This is a genomic window from Pseudoalteromonas sp. SG43-4, assembly GCF_014164325.1.
GTDB classification, from domain to species: Bacteria; Pseudomonadota; Gammaproteobacteria; order Enterobacterales; family Alteromonadaceae; genus Pseudoalteromonas; species Pseudoalteromonas distincta.
On record NZ_JACJFB010000016.1, the window covers coordinates 1 to 15,007 of the forward strand.

17 protein-coding genes are annotated in these 15,007 nt (G+C 39.7%); 9 read left to right on the plus strand and 8 right to left on the minus strand.

From position 1 onward, the window contains the following. Positions 1 to 366 precede the first annotated feature (366 nt). On the plus strand, positions 367 to 960 hold the full coding sequence (locus H5160_RS14940; RefSeq protein WP_182737871.1) for a hypothetical protein: 594 nt from the start codon (positions 367 to 369) through the stop codon (positions 958 to 960). Positions 961 to 962: 2 nt separating this feature from the next. Here H5160_RS14940 and H5160_RS14945 read toward each other — a convergent pair whose 3' ends face one another. Next, positions 963 to 1,343, minus strand: coding sequence for a hypothetical protein (locus H5160_RS14945; RefSeq protein ID WP_182737873.1), 381 nt, complete (start codon positions 1,341 to 1,343; stop codon positions 963 to 965). Between the two features lie 99 nt (positions 1,344 to 1,442). On the opposite strand from H5160_RS14945, the gene H5160_RS14950 reads away from it, so the two are divergent. Further along, entirely contained in the window at positions 1,443 to 1,883 is a 441-nt protein-coding gene (locus tag H5160_RS14950) for a TerB family tellurite resistance protein (protein ID WP_154904115.1), read from the plus strand. Positions 1,884 to 1,904: 21 nt separating this feature from the next. On the opposite strand, the gene H5160_RS14955 is transcribed toward H5160_RS14950, so the two are convergent. Then, a complete protein-coding gene (locus H5160_RS14955; RefSeq protein ID WP_008138682.1) occupies positions 1,905 to 2,471 on the minus strand; it encodes an NADPH-dependent FMN reductase in 567 nt (188 codons plus the stop codon). A 119-nt stretch (positions 2,472 to 2,590) separates the two neighbouring features. Between H5160_RS14955 and H5160_RS14960 the strand changes: the two genes are divergently transcribed. Beyond that, complete coding sequence (locus H5160_RS14960) at positions 2,591 to 3,490, plus strand: LysR family transcriptional regulator (RefSeq protein WP_154904117.1); 900 nt, start codon at positions 2,591 to 2,593, stop codon at positions 3,488 to 3,490. A gap of 32 nt (positions 3,491 to 3,522) precedes the next feature. On the opposite strand, the gene norR is transcribed toward H5160_RS14960, so the two are convergent. Beyond that, positions 3,523 to 5,079: a nitric oxide reductase transcriptional regulator NorR gene (gene norR, locus H5160_RS14965; RefSeq protein ID WP_182737874.1), complete on the minus strand. Its 1,557-nt coding sequence runs from the start codon at positions 5,077 to 5,079 to the stop codon at positions 3,523 to 3,525. A gap of 279 nt (positions 5,080 to 5,358) precedes the next feature. Here norR and H5160_RS14970 point away from each other — a divergent pair, with 279 nt between their 5' ends. Both H5160_RS14970 and hmpA read left to right on the plus strand, forming a co-directional pair. Further along, positions 5,359 to 6,591: an NnrS family protein gene (locus H5160_RS14970; RefSeq protein ID WP_182720121.1), complete on the plus strand. Its 1,233-nt coding sequence runs from the start codon at positions 5,359 to 5,361 to the stop codon at positions 6,589 to 6,591. Between the two features lie 20 nt (positions 6,592 to 6,611). Next, on the plus strand, positions 6,612 to 7,793 hold the full coding sequence (hmpA, locus tag H5160_RS14975) for an NO-inducible flavohemoprotein (protein WP_182720120.1): 1,182 nt from the start codon (positions 6,612 to 6,614) through the stop codon (positions 7,791 to 7,793). A 71-nt stretch (positions 7,794 to 7,864) separates the two neighbouring features. Here hmpA and H5160_RS14980 read toward each other — a convergent pair whose 3' ends face one another. From H5160_RS14980 to H5160_RS14990, 3 genes are all read right to left on the minus strand, one after another. Continuing rightward, complete coding sequence (locus H5160_RS14980; protein WP_024605009.1) at positions 7,865 to 8,236, minus strand: hypothetical protein; 372 nt, start codon at positions 8,234 to 8,236, stop codon at positions 7,865 to 7,867. Beyond that, entirely contained in the window at positions 8,236 to 9,843 is a 1,608-nt protein-coding gene (locus H5160_RS14985; protein WP_182737876.1) for a S41 family peptidase, read from the minus strand. The genes H5160_RS14980 and H5160_RS14985 overlap by 1 nt, the downstream gene beginning before the upstream one ends. Before the next feature lie 100 nt (positions 9,844 to 9,943). Beyond that, positions 9,944 to 10,597 (minus strand): endonuclease, encoded by a 654-nt coding sequence (locus H5160_RS14990; protein ID WP_149603346.1) that lies wholly within the window; start codon positions 10,595 to 10,597, stop codon positions 9,944 to 9,946. Between the two features lie 231 nt (positions 10,598 to 10,828). Between H5160_RS14990 and H5160_RS14995 the strand changes: the two genes are divergently transcribed. Continuing rightward, on the plus strand, positions 10,829 to 11,797 hold the full coding sequence (locus H5160_RS14995) for a DnaJ C-terminal domain-containing protein (protein WP_182737878.1): 969 nt from the start codon (positions 10,829 to 10,831) through the stop codon (positions 11,795 to 11,797). Beyond that, on the plus strand, positions 11,797 to 12,117 hold the full coding sequence (locus H5160_RS15000; protein WP_024599636.1) for a chaperone modulator CbpM: 321 nt from the start codon (positions 11,797 to 11,799) through the stop codon (positions 12,115 to 12,117). Before H5160_RS14995 ends, H5160_RS15000 begins: the two co-directional genes overlap by 1 nt. A 62-nt stretch (positions 12,118 to 12,179) precedes the next feature. On the opposite strand, the gene H5160_RS15005 is transcribed toward H5160_RS15000, so the two are convergent. Then, positions 12,180 to 12,905, minus strand: coding sequence for a hypothetical protein (locus H5160_RS15005; RefSeq protein WP_182720118.1), 726 nt, complete (start codon positions 12,903 to 12,905; stop codon positions 12,180 to 12,182). A gap of 313 nt (positions 12,906 to 13,218) precedes the next feature. Here H5160_RS15005 and H5160_RS15010 point away from each other — a divergent pair, with 313 nt between their 5' ends. Next, a complete protein-coding gene (locus H5160_RS15010; protein WP_024595094.1) occupies positions 13,219 to 13,599 on the plus strand; it encodes a hypothetical protein in 381 nt (126 codons plus the stop codon). Here H5160_RS15010 and H5160_RS15015 read toward each other — a convergent pair whose 3' ends face one another. Further along, the gene (locus tag H5160_RS15015) at positions 13,600 to 14,040 is read right to left on the minus strand and encodes a PaaI family thioesterase (protein WP_002959621.1); all 441 of its coding nucleotides are present in this window, start codon (positions 14,038 to 14,040) and stop codon (positions 13,600 to 13,602) included. It abuts the gene before it with no gap. A gap of 167 nt (positions 14,041 to 14,207) precedes the next feature. On the opposite strand from H5160_RS15015, the gene lexA reads away from it, so the two are divergent. Then, positions 14,208 to 14,825: a transcriptional repressor LexA gene (lexA, locus tag H5160_RS15020; protein ID WP_024595093.1), complete on the plus strand. Its 618-nt coding sequence runs from the start codon at positions 14,208 to 14,210 to the stop codon at positions 14,823 to 14,825. The last annotated feature ends 182 nt before the right edge of the window (positions 14,826 to 15,007 follow it).

Sequence of the window (15,007 nt, forward strand, 5' to 3'; positions counted from 1 at the left end):
GCATTTGCTATGTGAAAGTAGGACATTACCAGGCTTCAAATTGTAGAGAGCCCGACTAGAAATAGTCGGGCTTTTTTACGTCTGCAGAAAAGTAAAATGTGCGCAATTATCATCCACTCACAGCAACACCCATCTCGTAGGCCGGGCGAGCGTAGCGACTCCCGACGTTAAAATCACATCTAGAAGTGTGCAATTAATATTTATAAAAGTAGGATTGTTAATGAGTGCAGAGGTTTTTAGTCGTTAATCATTACTTAAAATTTTATCTAGTTGTCCCGCTCTCATTTTTATATAGATACTTCTAATAAAGTACTTAAGAAAACTGTACTATTACAGGTGTTTTAAAATAACTATAACGAGAAACAAATGAAATTATTAACTGTAGCAACTTTAATAGTTGCTTCATCGACAGCTTTTGCACGCCCTGCACCGTTAGTGTCTATTCCTACTCATGATGCCTTTTTTAATAGTATTGCAGCGCATTGCGGTAAAGCTTTTGAAGGTGAAGTAGCGGTAGATAACGCGAAAGGCCCAAGCTCATTTACAGATAAAAAACTGGTTATGCATGTACGTAAATGTAGTGAGACTGAGTTACAAGTACCGTTTCATGTAGGAGACGATGCATCACGTACGTGGATCATAACTAAAACGGGTAGCGGCTTGAGTTTAAAGCACGATCATCGTCATAGAGATGAAACAGACGACGCATCAACTATGTATGGTGGCCATACGCTTGATGCAGGGTTTGCGCAAATGCAGTCGTTTCCAGCAGACCAATACTCTAAAGAGTTATTTGTAAAACAAGGTCTTGCGCAGTCTGTAGGTAATACATGGCAAATGTATATTTACCCAGAAGTATTTACTTATCGATTAATTCGTCAAGGACGTGAGTTTAAGGTGGATTTTGATTTAACTAAACCGATTATTCCACCATCAGCACCTTGGGGTTATAAAGACTAAGGTTACTTACCTTTACTTGTATCTTCTTTAGTTTCGCATTGGAGTAAAACACTTAAATCTGGTTGGTAAGCGCGTGGTTTTGTTGGAAAGCGTTCGTACTCTTGCACGCCTTCAAGTACTTTCAACATAAAGGTATTGCCGCGGCATAGACGGTCAGCATGACGTAACAAAAATACACTTTGATTGGTAAAGTGTTTGTAATCGTCTGACTGGATTTCTATTTTATAGTTGTCTTCGCCAATTTGTGTTTGGTAGTAATGTACTTTGTTATCAAAGTCGTAGAACTTCTCGGTTTCGGCTTTTTCAGCAAGTGCAGTATTTGCACTCGAAAGGGCCACCAGCGTAGCGCCTATAAATAAGCGTGGTGTGTTTATTCCTTTCATAAAATGTATCCTTTAATTTGCGAACTTTATACCCATTAATAAGAGTAATAAGGTCGATTTCTTTACGTATTAGTCTAACACCCAAAAAGGGAAAGTGTGATGTTCAAACAAATAAAACAACTTTTTGCTGTATTCGATGAACAGCAGCCAAGTATGCAAGAGCACGACTTAAAAACAGCGGTTGCTGCATTATTAATTGAAGTTATGCGCGCAGATACCAAGCTTGAACATGATGAACAACGAACCCTGACTGTAACCTTAAAAAAGTACTTTAATTTAACAGACACTGAGGTTAATGAGCTTACTAATAATGCGGCAAGTAGCTTAGATGATTCGATAGATTACTTTCAGTTTTCAAAACAGATTAATGAGCATTGTAGCGCGGAGCAGCGAATAGAAATAATAGAGTTATTATGGCGCTTAGCGTATGCCGATGGAGAAATAGATCCCCAAGAAGACTACGTTATACGTAAAGTAGCAGGGCTTTTATATGTAACGCATACCGACTTTATCGCCGCCAAAATAGCAGCGACAAAGTAATTAGTTATTTAGGCGTGCAAGTTATCTTAACTTACTTGCAACGCTTACTAACTGATGAGCGAGGGCTGATACTTTTTCAGCCGTTACAGGTTCATTTATTTGCCCATTCTCATTAAACAGTGTGTGCACAGCGGGTACTGCAAGTTGATCGGCAAGTACTAACGATCCAATGCCGCTTAATATATCACGGACATGATTTAAACCGCGTAAGCCGCCAAGCCCACCAGGCGATGCTGCAAATAAAGCAACCACTTTATTACGAAAAGCAGGAACAGCACCTTGCTCTGTGCGCGATGCCCAATCAATCGCATTTTTTAGCGCTGCGGTAATAGAGCCGTTGTACTCTGGGCTTGCTAGTAAAATACCGTCGGCTGTACGTAGCTTGTCTTTTAAAAGCTGTACATCGCTTGGTGTACCTTGCGCTTCAATATCTTCGTTAAATAGTGGGATGTTTAATTCATTTAGTTTTATTACTTCTACTTCAGCACCTGTTTGTAGAGCAAAACGTGCTGCCTCATTAATAATTTTTTGATTAAAGCTTTCTTGGCGAAGGCTTCCAGCTAGGGCGATAATTTTTGGTGCTGACATGGTAGTGGCCTTTTAATGTTTTAAGTTACATGACTAATGTAGCAAAATTTCACTTGTAGAAAACCCTAATAAACGCAACACTTATGTGCGTATATGCACATAAGTAAAAGGTAGGCAGCATGGCGATAAAATTTGAAGATTGGCAAGACGTTAAAGTTGCGTTCGAAGTAGCACGGTTAGGCACGCTAACAGCAGCGGCCGAGGAGCTTAATGTGCACCACAGCACAGTGCTTAGGCGAATTAATAATCTTGAAAAAAACTTAAATGCACGGCTTTTTCATCGCCATGCTCGTGGCTACAAGGTTACTGAAATTGGCACCAAGTTATTTGCAACAGCACAAACAATCCATAGCTCCTTAGAGCAGTTACATAACGATATAGTAGCGGCCGATAGCACCCTTAGAGGTAGTTTGTTGCTAACGACGGTAAGTGGCTTCATGGATGTCCTTGGTGATGTATGTGAGCAATTTCAGGCGCTACATCCACAAGTGCAGCTTGAGGTTATTTTAGAACAAAAAAGGCTAAGGCTCGATCACGGACAAGCACATATTGCAGTGCGTGCAGGCCCAAGGCCTGATGAAGGCGATTATATTGCTCAGCATTTGGCGCAGCTTTCATCGGGTTTATACGCTAATAAACGTTACATTAATAAATACGGTATGCCTAAATTATTAAGTGATTTACAACAACATAACTTTGTATCGGGCGTGGCTGGTTTTAATGCCCGCGTGCCTTATTTTGCATGGGCTGATGAGCACATTCCTGCATCGCAAATAAAGCTGCGAGTATCTGAAACTGCAGAAGCGACTCGTGCAATCATTAAAGGGCTAGGCATTGGCGGATTACAACATGACGTAGCGGCGCAATATCCTGATTTAGTGCCTATATTACACAGTGAGTTAAGCTGGCCTACCGATGTATGGTTAGTCACACATCACTTAGTGCATCGCACTGCTAAAGTACAAGCTTTTGCAGGGTTGCTAAAAACACACTTTAGTAAGTTAGCTGCTAACCAATAGTTTTAGCAGCGTTTTAGCTGTATTTTAAATGATTATAGTATTTTTTTTACTTCTATCCCTAGGCGTTTAGCCAAGCGTACTAAGTTTGCTCTATCTAATTCAAGTACTCTTGCTGCTGCTGACCAGTTGTAGTTATGCTTCTTTAATTGCTCGGTAATTACGTTGTATTGCAACGATTCTACAGCTTGCTTTAAAGGTTGGTTGATTAAGGTGTTGGTTGTACTTTGGCTTGCTACTAGAGAGTTTTGCGGCGCACTCGGTGTTAAGTCACAGTGCTCGCTTGTAATGGTTATTATCGGATTTTGCCATTGGCTTTGTTTTTCTTTAAGGGCGCTGCGGCTAATGACGTGTTCAAGCTCGCGAACGTTACCTGGCCAGTTGTACTGATTAAGCAATACTTGCGCTTCAGGGCTTAGTTTTAATTGTTTTATCCCTAATTTACGGGCTGTTTGCTCGATAAAATAACCAGCTAAGAGTGTTATGTCGTGCTCGCGTTTACTAAGTGGTGGCACAGTAATAGGGTAGACACTGAGGCGATGGTATAAATCGGCTCTAAAGCGACCTTGAGCTACTTCTTCTTTTAAATTTCTGTTGGTTGCAGCAACGACGCGTACATCTACGTACTTTGGCGTGTCTTCTCCTACCGTTTGTATTTCGCCACTTTGTAGCACTCGTAATAGTTTACTTTGCATGCCCAGGGGCAGTTCGCCTATTTCATCTAAAAATAACGTGCCGCCATCAGCTAATTGAAATTTACCTTGGCGCGAATTTAGTGCGCCTGTAAAAGCCCCTTTAGAATGACCAAAAAATTCACTTTCGGCGAGGTTTTCGGGAAGCGATGCACAATTTAAGTGAATAAGCGGTTGATCTTTTCGAGCTGAATTTAAGTGAATGTTACGCGCAACAAGCTCTTTCCCTACCCCTGTTTCACCTAATATAAGCACGCTAAAGTTAGATGCTGCAACGAGTTTAATTTCGTTTTTAAGTGTTTGCATTAGTGGACTTTGACCAATAATTTCACCGCCGTCACGTGTTAATGCTTCACGATTTAGTTCTTGTACTAATGCACTTGAGTGCTGTGCATGCTGTTTGTAATGGGCAAGTTCTAAGGCCGTTTTAAAGTGCGCGCTACACAGCGTTTGTAAGGTATTGAGTGTATCAGCGCTTATGCTGTTAAATGCATTGGCGTTAAGGCTATCAAACGTAAGTACGCCAAGTAGCGCGTTTTTATCATAAAGAGGTAAACCTAAACATGCATGTACCGGTATGTCGCCGGTTTTAGCTAATAGTAATCCGTCGTATGGATCGGGTAGTGGGCAGTCGTGCGCAAATTGAAGCGCGAGTGCGCTTTTGCAAATAGCTTCTAGGCGAGGGTGTTCTACTATTTTAAATCGTCTGCCTAAACTGTCGGGCATTAATCCTTTAATTGCCAGTGGTTTTAATTGTTCGCCCTGAAGCACTAATAACGCACTTGCATCACTTGGAATAACCCGCTCAACCGTTGCTAGTAATTGATCAAAGCTATGCTCGTGTAGTGTACTCTGAGCAAGCTCTAGAGCAACTTGTGTAAGGTTGAATTGCTGGTTCACGTCAAAATGACCTATTTGTGTTTTTATGAGTTAATTTATAGTAGGTCATAAAGACTCACACTGTAAAGTGATTTAATTTAACTTGTTGAATTTAATTAATTAAACTTGTTGGCACAGTATGTGTAATAGCTAAGTAACGTAGTTAGTTACAGAGATCGCTATGAACACACTAATGCTGAATAATTTAAATAATCAAACACAGTTTAGTTCACTGCATGGGGCACTAGCGTGCGCTGAATACTTTTTTGCTCAGTATGGTGTAGGGCAGGAAATAAAATAATGCGCCCTATAAACTTAACTGAGCCAATGCCAGCACGCGTTGCTATTCATCAAGTATCTCAATGGCCGTTATGGATGCTAGCTTTTAGGCCTTTCTTTTTAGGCGGTGGCTTATTGGCATTTTTGTCAGTGGGGTATTGGCTACTTATTTTAACAGGCCATGCAAGTTGGCACTTATCGATACCTGCGACATTATGGCACGCGCACGAAATGCTGTTTGGCTTTGCAGGAGTTGTAGCTGTTGGCTTTTTACTTACCGCAGCACAAACGTGGACAGGCGTGCCGAGCATAAGTGGCAAAGCCCTTATGTGGCTTACGCTTATATGGCTTGCAGCGCGCTTAGCATTTTTTGTAGTACTGCCAGATATTGCTCATTTTAATTTATATGCTGCACTTACATTACAAGTTATTTGGTGGCTAGGCGCCATAACCGCGTTGGCTAATATGTTATTAAAAGCCAATAGCAAAAGTAACTATCCGTTTTTAGCTATTTTAGCTGTGCTTTGTGGGCTCAATGTATTGTATTTAATACTTGTTTTACAACAAAACATGCAGCTTGCACTTGGTGTGGTTGATACCGCAGTGCTGGTTATTACTTTACTAGTTGGCATTGTTGCGGGCCGCGTTTTACCATTTTTTACCGCTAAAGGTCTGGGGTTAGCCGCACAAGTTCGCACTCCTAAAATAGATAAAGCTGTTATGTATTTATCTATTGTGGCTATCACTTTATTTTTCATCAACAAGTTGTTTTTGAACACGATTAATCCTGCGTTAGTTGTTGCAATTGTTGCTGCGCTTCACCTGCTTAGGGCTGGTTGTTGGTGGGATAGCAAGGTATTGAGAGTGCCGTTGTTATGGTCTTTACATTTTTCCTACTTAGCGTTAGGCGTAGGGTTAATGATGGTTGCATTTAGCTTTTATAGCAGTGCAATACAATTTAAAGATGCGCTGCACTTAATCACTATTGGCACAATAGGTATGATGATTTTAGCAATGATGACGCGTGTATCACATGGTCATACAGGGCGGACACTCGCTATTCCTCATTACATGGCTGTTGCTTTTACGTTTTTGCTTGTGGCCGCTATTACTCGTTCATTACTCCCTTTTATTATTGGGCCTCACCTTGCTTGGCAAATAAGTGCTTTGCTGTGGTTAGTGGCTTTTTCATTATTTTTAATTCACTGCACACCTATATTAACGCGGCGTCGTGTTGATGGGCGTCGTGGTTAGTTTACCCATAGGAAACACATATGTTATCTGATAAAACCATTGAGATTGTAAAAAGCACAGTTCCGCTATTAGCGCAGGCGGGTACGGTTGTTACCGATCATTTTTATAAGCGTTTATTTAGTCATAATCCTGAGCTTAAAAATATTTTTAATATGGCGAACCAAGATACAGGTCGTCAGCAATTTGCACTTTTTAATGCATTGGCTGCGTATGCACAAAATATTGATAATTTAGCCGTATTAAAAGAAGCGCTAACACGTATTAATCATAAGCATACAAGCTTGAGTATTTTACCTGAGCATTACCCTATTGTAGGTGCACACTTAATTGGTACGCTTAAAGAGCTTCTTCCTGAGCAATTTACTCCCGATGTTGAATACGCTTGGCGCGAAGCTTACGGCGTACTTGCTGATATTTGTATAACCGAAGAAGCTGCTTTGTATGAGCACAGTAAAAATAAACACGGTGGTTGGGCGGGAACTCGGCAATTTGAAATAACCAACAAACAGGCCGAATCAGAACTAGTAACGAGTTTTACACTTACGCCAGTTGATGGCGAAGCTGTTATTACACATAAACCAGGGCAGTATTTAGGTATTAAAGTTAAGCCAGAGGGCGCTGAATATGAGGAAATTCGCCAGTATTCTATTTCACAAAAAAGTAACGCTAAAAACTACCGTATTAGTGTTAAAAAAGAGCTACAGCCAAAGCCTGGCATGGTGTCTAATTATTTACACTCATTAGAGCAAGGCACTATTGTTGAGTTATACCCGCCGGCAGGAGACTTCTTTTTACGCAATAACACAAGTCCAGTGGTTCTCATTTCAGCAGGTGTTGGGCAAACGCCAATGCTGGCTATGCTTGAAACGTTATTAAGTGACAATTCTAATCAAGAGATTATGTATTTACATGCTTGCGAAAATACTCAGCAACATTCGTTTTCAAAATATTTATATGATCTAACAGCGCAGAATAACCACTTGAAAACAATAACGTGGTTTAACCAAGCGACAGAGGGCGCTGACTTTACTGGGTTAATGAACCTAAATGCAGTACAAGCACAGCTACCATTGAGTAATGGCGACTTTTACTTATGTGGTCCTGCCGGTTTTATGGCATTTATAAAAAAGCAGTTACTTGAACTAGGTGTTAAAAACGAGCAGATTCATTATGAAGTGTTTGGTCCGCATGAAGACTTGTAATAACGCTTTAAAATAGAAAAAGGCGTACAGCGATGTGCTGCGCGCCTTTTTATAAACGCTAATAAAGTGCCTTATAACTCTTTACAGGTCACACCTTCAAGTACTGTAGTAAGCTCTTTTTTAGGATAGTAAAGCTCGCATTGGTTATTACGTAGTTGCAAAATAAACTTCTCAGATTTTATATTATGCGCGCCCATAATTACTCTGCCATCAGACCCTTTACTCATTGCATGATCAATTAGCAGTTCGCTACGTTTAGTAAATACGGAATCGGAAAGTGTTACTAATGCGCCTCCCTTAGCTTGTTGAATTGCCTGTTGTAGTGTTGCAATAACGCTAGGATTAACGCTCGTTAATATAGCGGGTTTAGCGGGATCACTATTTACACTTTGGCATCCACCTAAAGCGAATAAGGTAGCTAATGGGAGTACTAATTTAGCCATTACCTTTCCTCACTCAGTGTTGGCCAAGTTAAGTCCATATTACGCTGGGTAAATTGCTCAGGCATATTTAAAGGAATGAGAGATTCACGAGAGCTTGAAAAATTAGCTGGCTCTGCTTTTGCAGCAGCCGTTCTAATTGGGCAATTGCCATTTTCAACATGAAACAATGCGGTGGCTAAAACGGCCTCGTCACTGTCGCCTAACTGATGATCAAAGTCGTCCTCAATTTCACAACCTTGAACATCAGCATCAAATTGTGGCGTAGGGGTTGGTGTAAAACCCGCAGCGTATTCGCCAAATCCTTTGCTATTTACCCCACTAAATTGAATAGTGTAATAGGTTGTTGCGCAGTTATGAGTTGGGGTAAAGCCATAGGGCTTACCGCAGGTTGTATCGCCAATTAAAATAACTTCTGCGTCTATACCTTTTAAACCATTAATAAAAGCTTCTGATGCCGAACAGGTGCCTGATGTGCTTAATACATAAACCTTCGATAAGTTTAAATCAGGTAGGTTTTCACCTGTGCTAAAAAAAGTAGAGTAATCTATTTCTTCACCAATAAATGGAAAAGGTGAATCAACGGGTTGTTTATCGTTTTGTTGAGTTTGATAATAAAAGCGGTTGTTAACGTTGGCATTACCGGCAACCATATAAGCTAATTGTGCCGACAGTGCTAATAAACCACCACCGTTATATCTAAAGTCGATTACAAGCTCATCAATACCATCGGTTTTAAACTTATTTACTGCATCAATAAGCCCTTCTTGGGCAATGCTTATATGGCTATTAAATTGCATGTAACCCACGCTTGAACCATTTGCGGTTGTAATCGTTTTAACATTTTGAACCGGTGTTTGTTCAATATTGCCAGCGGTTACATTAAATGTTTTTTCGGCGCCATCGTTACTGCGTACAACAATAGTATGTGAGTCGCCGTTAGTAGGACTAAATAAACCTTCGTTAAGCGTATCTACACCCGACTGTGTATTGGTATTAATGCTAACACCGTCAACTGAAAGTACAGTATCACCACGTTGAAAGCCTATTTGGCTTGCAGGTGAATCATCTTCAAGATAAGCGACGCGTAAAATACGGTCGGCTGTATCGCCAATAAACGCCCAATTTATACCGTAACCAGAAGTAACGCCCGATTGCGCTTCTTGAAAGTAATCTTTAGTAGGTTCTGAAAAATGAAAGTTATCTTTTTTTGCTCCTGAGTCGGTAAGCTGCTCTGTTTTTAATTGGGCAAAATAATCGGCTACTGTGGCAAAGCTTTCAGGATCGTTATCGGCAATCTCATCATACCAAAGGTAGGTTTCGTCGCTCCAAGAACGAAGCCAGAGTTTTTCGTAAAGGGCAGAACCGGCTTGATCTGGGTAAGGCTCGTTGTTATTAAAGGGATCGTTACCCGTACGCGGGGTTTCGCAAAAGTTTTTTAAATCGTTAGAGGGTTCAAATACACCCGCAGTCCATGTTGGACTGCTACTAACAGGTGTTGTAACTACAGGGGCTGAGTCGATACCGCTACCGCCGCCGCCACAACCGGTCAAAGCAAAGCCCGCAAATGCAGTGAAAATGGCAAGCGAGGTTTTATTATTTTTAAACATAGTTAAGGGCTTTTTTGTAAATAAGTTGTTTAAAATATTACAACACTCGCTCGTTTATTCAACATTTATAACTTTGATTTATGTAAATGAGTGTTAAAGCTTAGAGCTTGCTCGCACTACTTGTATCTGCGAATGCTTGCTTTTGCCATGCATTAAATAACTTTTGCTGTTTATCAGAGATTTTTAAACCGTATGTTTTTTGCATGTAAGCGTAGGTGTCAGCTATACGTTTTCGTGCATAAACAGGCGGTTCAACTACACGTTGCTTAAAGTTTACTTTTACTTCGCAACGACCATATTGTGTGGCGTTTTCGCTAAGCATACCAAAACGATAATTAGAGCGATCGGCATTAATTTCGCCAATAGCTGGCGCTAAGTTATTTATATCAGCTTCCATTTTTCTAAATTTAGCACTTACTTTACGGCAGTTTTTACGCCCGCCATCTTGCCAGCATTGTAGCTGGTGACCAAATTCCCACGCCGGAACAATGTGCTCCCACTCAATGCGTAGTGCTCGCACATTTACTTTACCTGAGCGGGTAAGGGTATTTCGAGGAATGTAACCACAGTTAGACGGGTCAGGAACGAGTTTTTTGCCTTCTTTTTTAATGTCGCAACCGCAGTAAATGCTTTTGGCGTTGTCAGGTAGGGTTTTAATTAAATGTCTTTTAGCCGTTGAAAAACGGGTAAATTGTTCGGCTGATACCGAAACGCACACACAACAAGCCAATAAGGCCAGAATAAATCGAGTCATATCCATCACAAATGTGAACTACAGGAATAGGCAGTTTAAAGCCTTGAAGATAAAAGATAAAGTTAACTTAAGGCCTACGCTTATATTAATAAAAAGTGCCTGATTAATTTTTTACTCAAAGTTATTTTCACTATTCATTTATTTCTCACTATTTATCGTATTTTAACCACACAAGGTTACCCGTTAAGGAGTATGCTTAAAGCTTAATCAATATGAGGATTTGGATTGCAAATGAAATTTGTTGATTATTATGCAGTGCTTGGAATATCGCCTGATGCAGATGATAAAGCGGTTAAAGTAGCTTATAAAAAGTTAGCCAGAAAATATCACCCAGATGTAAGCAAAGAGCCTCAAGCAGAAGATAAGTTTAAAGAAATAGCAGAAGCTTACGAAGTCATCCATAACAAAGAAGAACGCACTAAATACGACGAGTTACGTCGTCACCAACAAAATCGTGCTCGTCAACAGCAAGGCCATTATGGTGGTAACAATGCCTCTTCGCAAAGTAATTATCAGCAAAGCGATCCTCAAACCGACCAAGAGTTTTCTGACTTTATTAATTCAATGTTTGGCGGAGCTGGTGGATTCGATCGTTCCGAGCAGAGCAGAAGTAACGCCGCTCGCGCGCAAAAAGGACAAGATGTGGAAATAGAGTTCCCAATTTTTCTTGAAGAGACTTTAGTTGATACCGTGAAGCCTGTTGAGTTTATGTTACCACAGCGAGACAGCAGTGGCCGTGTTACTGAAATTAAAAAATCACTTAAAGTGAAAATTCCTGCAGGCTCAGTAAATGGCGAGCGAATTCGACTAAAAGGGCAAGGCGGGTTAGGGTCAGCGAATGGGCAAAATGGCGACTTGTATTTACAAATTAGTTTAGTGCCTCACCCATTATTTGATATTGAGGGTCATAACCTAAATATAGTTGTCCCTCTTGCACCATGGGAAGCGGCTCTTGGTACAAAGCTAAATTTACCTACGTTGACAGGAAACATCCAATTAACTATTCCTTCTAATAGTCAGTCTGGTCAACGCTTGCGTACTAAAGGTAAGGGATTAATGAGTAAAAAAGCTAAAGGTGATTTATTTGCTGTGCTTAAAATTGTTAATCCAACATCTGTTGATGATGCCAGTAAAAAACTGTGGGAAGAATTAGCCAAAAAAGCTCACTTTGATCCCCGTAATAACTGGAGCAAGCCATAATGCAAATTATCGTGACACAAAAAGACGATTTACTTACTAGCAAAGAGCTATGTTTGAGCAGTGATATTAGTGAAGCAATTTTATATGAGCTAGTTGAGCATAATATTGCGGTTCCAATTGAGGGGGATCATGTTACGCAGTGGCAATTTACGGTATCTGCAGTGACCTTAGTTAAAAAAGCGGCCCGTATCCAACATGACTTTTCGTTAGATTGGTCGGCAATAGCTTTAGTTTTACAATTGCTGGATGAGCGTGATGAGTTGATTTTCGAAAACGAAATGTTAAAGCGACATTTGAGTCGATTTAAGCACTTGGAATAAAATAAGCCCTAGGCTTATTTACTCTTTGATAAGTGGGCGCTAGCTCTCAAAAACCAATATGACTACTTTGATTTATTCTTATTTTTAATTCGGATAAATCGTTTTAGTCGTATATTTTGTATAAGTAGTAATATTCCACTTAAACAAAAAAGTACACTGGTTGCTGAAAAGCTAATAAGCAGTGGATTATTAAAATTCTCTCGCTCATCGTAATCCATAATATGTAACATCCAAAAAAAGTCGAATATTCGCCATAGCGTGCTGCGAACGGTAACAACTTTGCCGTTATTTTCTGACAAGTACAGTGTTGTGTTAAATGTGTCGTCAAATTGTACCTGCCAAACATTGGTTTTATATCCAACTTCTCGCATACCTTGCTTTAGTAGTACAGCGCTTGTTACTTGAGCGTCAATAAGTAAGTGTGCTTTAGCATTTGCGGTAATTTGTATTTTAGTTGGCGGTTCAAATGGTCGGCCTGTTATTCCATTGAAGCTTTGCTGCTCGTTATTACTAAACACAGTAATAAGTGGTGTAGTTAAGAAGTTCTCAAAAATTATTTGTGTTGGATTAACCACCTGAGAGGCAATATCGTCAAGGGAGGCAACATAATCAGCCTGCGTAAATGGGTTATTAAGAGTACGTGTTGCAAGATGCTCCCCATGAACTTTATCAAGAGGGATTGCACTCATAATTAAACCACCTAGTAACCATGCTAAAATTTGTAGTGCTAATAAATAACCTAACCATTTATGTAACTTGCGAGCATGTTTAAATATTTTTTTATTCATGTTTTAGTCTTATTATTTTTAGAGGCTAGTTTATTACATTAATAGGATAAGTTACTGCGACATTTTGTCGCAGTTTAAACTATAGCTTACTGTAATCAGTTAAAAATAAAAAAGATTACACTTAAATTCCTAACATGACTTATCTGTTTAATTGAGCTGAATATTTGATATCCAGCTAGCTTTAAATGCTAAAAAATACTTAAAAGCTGCGAAATATCCATATAAAGTGGTTAATAGAGCATAGTTGATTTGGTATAACGGTAAAACTGCGTTAAAGTTTGCAATGAAATTATTAGAGGATAAATACGAAACGATGTCGGAAATTCAATTTTTAAATGTAGATCTTGAGCTTGAATCAAAGCAAGATATTAGTTTGCTAGTGGCGGACTTGAAAAAAGTCGCGACGATTTTACATTATGACAAAGACGAATACCGTCAACTAGCGCGTATTGAAGCTACAGGTGAGGTGAGCACACCTGATAAAGCCATAAACCATATATGTGAGCTTATTGAATCGTGTTCGCGTAACGCGCTAAAGCAATGGTTAAGCTGTTCACGTAGAACGTTTGATATTGGTTTTGAATCAGGGACTTCTCCTAAGTGCTTTAATCAAGCCTTAGATGCAGATACATTATTGCGTATATCTGCGATTGGTGCGGGTATGGAAATTACCATTTACCCAATCGAAAAGTAACTATCTTCGCTCTACGACTGCTGCGGTCATTTTTGATACGCAGCACAGCTCATTGCGGCTATTTGTAATTTTTATTTCCCATACTGAACTACGTTTACCTATATGAAATGCTCTAGCCGTGGCTGTTAAAGTGCCGTTGCGAGATGCTTTTAAATGACTTGCGCTAATCTCCTGCCCTACACAGTAAAATTTAGTAAAATCGACAACAAAGTTAGCGGCATAGCTGGCAACTGTTTCGGCAAGTACAACGTTAGCACCGCCGTGTACCATCCCCATCGGGTTATGATGCTCAGGAATTGCCGGCATTGTGGCAACCAAATAATCATCGCCAATTTCTGTGACTTCTATCCCCATAGTTTTCATTAATGTTCCTTGGCCATTAACGCCTTGCTCTAACTGCTTGCACAGCTCTAAGGTGATGGGCTGGTACCAAATACTCATAATGTCTCCTTTGCATTTTTAATCATTTATAAACTTAGCTTTAGTTATATCCTTGAAATGTACACAAGTGAAATTACTTTAGCTATTTTAAGGCTTAATTTAAATTTGCGATTTTTATTTAACTGTATATACTCACAGTTAAATGTACTGTATGGAAAACCAGTTGTATGCGACCATTAACGAACCGCCAAGCTCAAATACTCGAACTAATTAAAGTTTTTATTAAAGACACTGGTATGCCTCCTACACGTGCTGAAATAGCGCAAACATTAGGTTTTAAAAGTGCCAATGCTGCTGAAGAACATTTAAAAGCACTTGCTAAAAAAGGCGCAATTAAAATGAAACCAGGTGCAAGCCGTGGTATTCAATTAATTGAAGAAGAAGAGCCAGAACAATTAGGTTTACCGCTTATAGGGCGTGTTGCTGCTGGTTCACCTATTTTGGCGCAAGAGCACGTTGAAAGTCACTGCAAAATCGATCCATTAATGTTTAAACCGGCTGCAGATTTTTTACTACGCGTTAACGGTATGAGCATGAAAGATATTGGTATTATGGATGGTGATTTACTTGCTGTACATCGTACTCAAACCGCTGAAAACGGACAAGTTGTTGTTGCCCGCCTAGACGAAGACGTAACTGTAAAACGTCTTGAGAAAGCGGGTCGTAAAGTATTACTTCATGCTGAAAACGACGATTTTGACTCTATTGAAGTAGATCTTGAGAATGAGTCTTTTAATATTGAAGGCTTAGCCGTTGGCGTTATAAGAAACGCTGATTGGATGTGACTTTAAAAATAGCTTTTAAAGAAGCAGTTTTATAAATGCGTACTAATTAGTACGCATTTTTGTTTTAAAATTTGTACTAAAAATAGGGCGTAAACAGCCCACTGACTATTTAAGCTGTAAACTTTTTTGCACTTATATTTTCCCCCTCCGAATGCGTTAAACCCCTTTGTTTTGCTCATATT

Coding starts and splice junctions, on each gene's coding strand:
- H5160_RS14960 (WP_154904117.1), top strand. CDS start 2,591: ATGGCGATAAAATTTGAAGATTGGCAAGACGTTAAAGTTGCGTTCGAA.
- H5160_RS15000 (WP_024599636.1), top strand. CDS start 11,797: ATGCAAATTATCGTGACACAAAAAGACGATTTACTTACTAGCAAAGAG.
- H5160_RS15005 (WP_182720118.1), bottom strand. CDS start 12,905: ATGAATAAAAAAATATTTAAACATGCTCGCAAGTTACATAAATGGTTA.
- H5160_RS14970 (WP_182720121.1), top strand. CDS start 5,359: ATGCGCCCTATAAACTTAACTGAGCCAATGCCAGCACGCGTTGCTATT.
- H5160_RS14950 (WP_154904115.1), top strand. CDS start 1,443: ATGTTCAAACAAATAAAACAACTTTTTGCTGTATTCGATGAACAGCAG.
- H5160_RS14945 (WP_182737873.1), bottom strand. CDS start 1,343: ATGAAAGGAATAAACACACCACGCTTATTTATAGGCGCTACGCTGGTG.
- H5160_RS14955 (WP_008138682.1), bottom strand. CDS start 2,471: ATGTCAGCACCAAAAATTATCGCCCTAGCTGGAAGCCTTCGCCAAGAA.
- H5160_RS14990 (WP_149603346.1), bottom strand. CDS start 10,597: ATGACTCGATTTATTCTGGCCTTATTGGCTTGTTGTGTGTGCGTTTCG.
- hmpA (WP_182720120.1), top strand. CDS start 6,612: ATGTTATCTGATAAAACCATTGAGATTGTAAAAAGCACAGTTCCGCTA.
- H5160_RS14980 (WP_024605009.1), bottom strand. CDS start 8,236: ATGGCTAAATTAGTACTCCCATTAGCTACCTTATTCGCTTTAGGTGGA.
- H5160_RS14985 (WP_182737876.1), bottom strand. CDS start 9,843: ATGTTTAAAAATAATAAAACCTCGCTTGCCATTTTCACTGCATTTGCG.
- H5160_RS15010 (WP_024595094.1), top strand. CDS start 13,219: ATGTCGGAAATTCAATTTTTAAATGTAGATCTTGAGCTTGAATCAAAG.
- H5160_RS15015 (WP_002959621.1), bottom strand. CDS start 14,040: ATGAGTATTTGGTACCAGCCCATCACCTTAGAGCTGTGCAAGCAGTTA.
- H5160_RS14995 (WP_182737878.1), top strand. CDS start 10,829: ATGAAATTTGTTGATTATTATGCAGTGCTTGGAATATCGCCTGATGCA.
- lexA (WP_024595093.1), top strand. CDS start 14,208: ATGCGACCATTAACGAACCGCCAAGCTCAAATACTCGAACTAATTAAA.
- H5160_RS14940 (WP_182737871.1), top strand. CDS start 367: ATGAAATTATTAACTGTAGCAACTTTAATAGTTGCTTCATCGACAGCT.